Annotated in this window: 4 protein-coding genes; 1 reads left to right on the top strand and 3 read right to left on the bottom strand. The window is 61.8% G+C overall.

Going from position 1 to position 3,891, the window contains the following annotated elements; genetic code table 11:
- On the bottom strand, positions 1–1,386 hold a 1,386-nt coding region (locus A2J01_RS13225), incomplete at its 3' end, for an HNH endonuclease signature motif containing protein (protein WP_064112868.1).
- 128 nt (positions 1,387–1,514) lie between these two features.
- Positions 1,515–1,937 carry an NUDIX domain-containing protein gene (locus A2J01_RS13220; RefSeq protein WP_064112867.1) on the bottom strand — a complete coding sequence of 141 codons (423 nt, stop codon included), beginning with the start codon at positions 1,935–1,937 and terminating at the stop codon, positions 1,515–1,517.
- A gap of 162 nt (positions 1,938–2,099) precedes the next feature.
- On the opposite strand from A2J01_RS13220, the gene A2J01_RS13215 reads away from it, so the two are divergent.
- Positions 2,100–2,576, top strand: a complete 477-nt coding sequence (locus A2J01_RS13215) for a RidA family protein (protein WP_050656607.1) — start codon at positions 2,100–2,102, stop codon at positions 2,574–2,576.
- 101 nt (positions 2,577–2,677) lie between these two features.
- Here A2J01_RS13215 and pdxS read toward each other — a convergent pair whose 3' ends face one another.
- Complete coding sequence (pdxS, locus tag A2J01_RS13210) at positions 2,678–3,586, bottom strand: pyridoxal 5'-phosphate synthase lyase subunit PdxS (RefSeq protein ID WP_003943338.1); 909 nt, start codon at positions 3,584–3,586, stop codon at positions 2,678–2,680.
- Positions 3,587–3,891 lie beyond the last annotated feature (305 nt).

Here is a 3,891-nt window from a genome sequence, read left to right as displayed (position 1 = left end):
ACGTGTGCGCCGACGCCGACCACCCTCGGGCAGCACAGGCTCGAGCATTCCCGCCAGCAGACCTGACGGCCTGGTTCGGTAGCAATGTCCGGTCGGCGAGGTCAGCATGACGCTGCGGTCCGGGTTCGAGGTGTGCACCCACTGACCGGAGTGCTTGAGGCGGTGATGGTTTCGACAATAGGCACTCAAGTTTGAGGCCACGGTCTTTCCACCACGAGTGGGATCGCGATGATCAAAGGGTTCAGTGTGATCAAGATCTGAATTCCACGCAGCGACATCGCAGTGCAACCACTGGCAGCTTCCTGCGATCACCCGCACCCAGGTGTCGAGGACAGCGCCCGGGCGGTACACGAACGCAGAAGGAACGACGGGCGAAGGTACTGGCTCGCCCATACCGGCAGCCTCGAGCGCGGCGTCGGCTGGTACCTTCACATTCCGAATCAGCGCACCCGCGGCGATGTCACGTGCATGCTCTGCACTGATCACTCCATAACCGTCGAGGTGAGCGGGTTCGTCTGCACCTGGTGCGTCACCGCCCTGAAGCGTTGATTCCAGCATGACCACGTGAACCAACGGCCGACGCACCACCACAATCCCGCTTCGATCTTGTGGGCACTCGTCCCGGCCGCAATCGCACGGCAGAATCGTCGACCCGGATACCAACGCTCCCAATGCGTCAGCTCGTCGTTGCTCGTACTTACGGGAATCGTGTCGACACACCGACATCGCCAACTCACGTAACCGACTATCGAAAGCCCGTGCTTCCTCCGCCGGAATACTCCCCAATATCCGCGCCATTCCGTCCTCGGCAGCGCTCACACCCACGAACCGATCAGCCAGGGCGCGGCGTCGACGTTCGCGTATCCCCTCGGGATCCACCACGGCGACGATCCGGTCGATAGCCGCTGTCAATCTGCGACCCGTCAAGCCGGTACCGCCAGGCATCGGTGGCGCCGAGATCTTTTCGAGGAGTTGCCGTTCCACCTCGTCGATCAAATCGTCGGCTACGTTGGCCGTAGCGGAGTCGATCAATCCGACTCGATACAGATCCAGTTCTCCGCGCGCCATGGCGGCACGCGTGCGATGGAGGCGAGTCTTGAGAGAAAAGCCGAGACCGATCAACTTTCCCGCTGCGGCACGGCCCATGGTCAATGCCGCGCCGAGCTCGGCCTCAGCCAGTTCGTGAGCGGTAGACGACCAAGCACCGTTATCAGTGTGGTCAGCGCTGCGACGCTCGAAAAACTCGGCAATGGCAGCCAGTTTCCGTTCCACGAGCATCGATTCGCGCGCATGCAGATCGGCGATGAGATCGATGAGGGCGCAGTCGGATTCAGCACCGGACAGCTGCGCTGCGGTACCCGAACTTCCTACTCCGTCATCGAACATTCCTCAACATTATTCGAATATACGTTCGATATCCATGATTTCCAGGAATCAGTCCGAACAATCCTGATTGACCGAAAATTGTTGCGGAGCAACCTTTGCGGCCACTCGTGTTCCGGCAACGGATTCCCCTACTGAACCAGGGCGTTGATAATGCGGGCAGCTTCGGCCGGGTAGATAGGGCGGTCGGACCCACCACTCAATACCCAGTGGACTGGACTACCTTCGCCTAGGACTCGGAGTTGCACGTCGAGCGGAAACGCATCGATGTCAGCCGAGTCGACTCCAAAGACATGGACAATCTCATGCCCAGGTCGCCCCTCGAACTCGAAGATGTTCTCGACGACCTCGAGCAACTCGACGCTTCCCAGCCTGACACAGAGTTCCTCCGCGAACTCGCGTCGCAGCGCTGCCTCGGCCGTCTCACCGAACTCGATACCGCCACCGATCAATCGATGAAAGTTCTCCCCCGTGACAGAGTCCGTGCCGTCGAGCATGAGTACGTGACCGGAACGGACAGGTATCCCCAGTGAGATGTTACGAATTGACGACATACGACACAGTTTAGGTGGCCAACTCGAACACCATTTTGAATCCGACGACGGCGAATATCACCAAAAGTGATGGGGTGGGCACAAATACGACTTGGACTTGCAGAGAGCCCCGATGGCAGACTCGAACACCATTCCCGGACAAAAGAACCCATTGAGGAACCGATGAACGACGCCAGTACCTGGACCGCACGACTCGCCGCACTCGACCTGACCCTCCCGCCTGTTGCCACCCCCGCAGGCTCATACCTTCCCGCCGTTCAGACGGGGTCATACGTCTATACATCGGGGCAATTGCCGCTCGTCGACGGCACTACGACGTGCATCGGCAAGTTGGGCGAGGGCGTCTCCGTCGAAGACGCCGCCCAGGCGGCGCGGTTGTGCACTCTCAACGGACTCGCGGCAGTCGATGCCTTAGTCGGGCTCGATCGCATCGTTCGGGTCGTCAAGGTCGTTGGATTTGTTGCGTCCGGATCCGGATTTTCGCAGCAACCCCAGGTGATCAACGGTGCGTCCGACCTGCTGGCCGAGATCTTCGGTTCGGCTGGACAACACGCCCGCTCAGCGATCGGCGTCGCCGAACTACCCCGAAACAGTGCCGTCGAGGTCGAGTTCGTGTTCGAGGTATCGGACAGCATCTGATCGGTCTGCCACACCCCGAAGGGGCGGCGGTTGCCAACGCAACCGCCGCCCCTTCGTCTGTGAGGACTTTCAGGCACTGAGCCCGGTCGTCGAACCTGCTGTCACCAACCGCGCTCTGCGAGGCGGTGTCCGACGGGCAGGTCGTCGACGTTGATACCGACCATTGCCTCACCGAGTCCGCGCGAGACCTTGGCGAGCACGTCCGGGTCGTCGTAGAACGTGGTGGCCTTGACGATGGCCTCCGCGCGCTGCTTCGGGTTGCCGGACTTGAAGATGCCCGATCCGACGAACACGCCCTCGGCGCCGAGCTGCATCATCATCGCAGCGTCTGCCGGGGTGGCGATGCCGCCGGCAGTGAACATGGTGACCGGCAGCTTGCCGGCCTTGGCGACCTCGACGACCAGTTCGTACGGCGCCTGCAGTTCCTTGGCGGCCACGTACAGTTCGTCCTCGCTCAGCGAGGTCAACCGGCGGATCTCGCCGCGGATGGTGCGCATATGGGTGGTGGCGTTGGAGACGTCTCCGGTGCCTGCTTCACCCTTCGAGCGGATCATGGCCGCGCCTTCGTTGATGCGACGGAGCGCTTCGCCGAGGTTGGTGGCGCCACAGACGAAGGGAGCGGTGAACTTCCACTTGTCGATGTGGTTGGCGTAGTCGGCCGGGGTCAGGACCTCGGACTCGTCGATGTAGTCGACGCCGAGGCTCTGCAGGATCTGCGCTTCGACGAAGTGACCGATGCGTGCCTTGGCCATGACGGGGATGCTGACGGTGGAGATGATGCTGTCGATCATGTCCGGGTCACTCATGCGCGAGACGCCGCCCTGTGCGCGAATGTCTGCGGGGACCCGCTCGAGTGCCATGACGGCGACGGCGCCGGCGTCTTCGGCGATCTTGGCCTGCTCAGCGGTGACCACGTCCATGATCACACCGCCCTTGAGCATTTCAGCCATGCCGCGCTTGACGCGGGCGGTGCCGATGGCGGTGGTGGGGGCAGAGTCGGGGGTGCTCACAGCAAACTCCTGCAGTAGTGGCGTGACGAAAGAAACAAGGCACGGCGAACACACGAGTTCATTCGCGCGGAGGCCTCTGGCCAGAACTCTAGGACGAACCGGCCTTCGATTCCGTATCCAATTTGCCATTGCTGGCCTTAAACTGCCCGCGAGCACTGAACGACCGAACGATCAGCGGATGGAACGCACTTCCGGATCCTCGGAACCGTCCGCAATCGTCGCGGCCTCCACCAGGAGGTTTGCCAGATCCAACGGGTAGACGGGCTCACCGGACTTGGCCAGTCGGCGGATCTCGTCGGCGCTGC

This window comes from Rhodococcus sp. EPR-134 (assembly GCF_001647205.1).
In the GTDB taxonomy this organism is placed as follows: domain Bacteria; phylum Actinomycetota; class Actinomycetes; order Mycobacteriales; family Mycobacteriaceae; genus Rhodococcus_F; species Rhodococcus_F qingshengii.
This window is presented reverse-complemented; position numbering and strand designations above follow the sequence as displayed.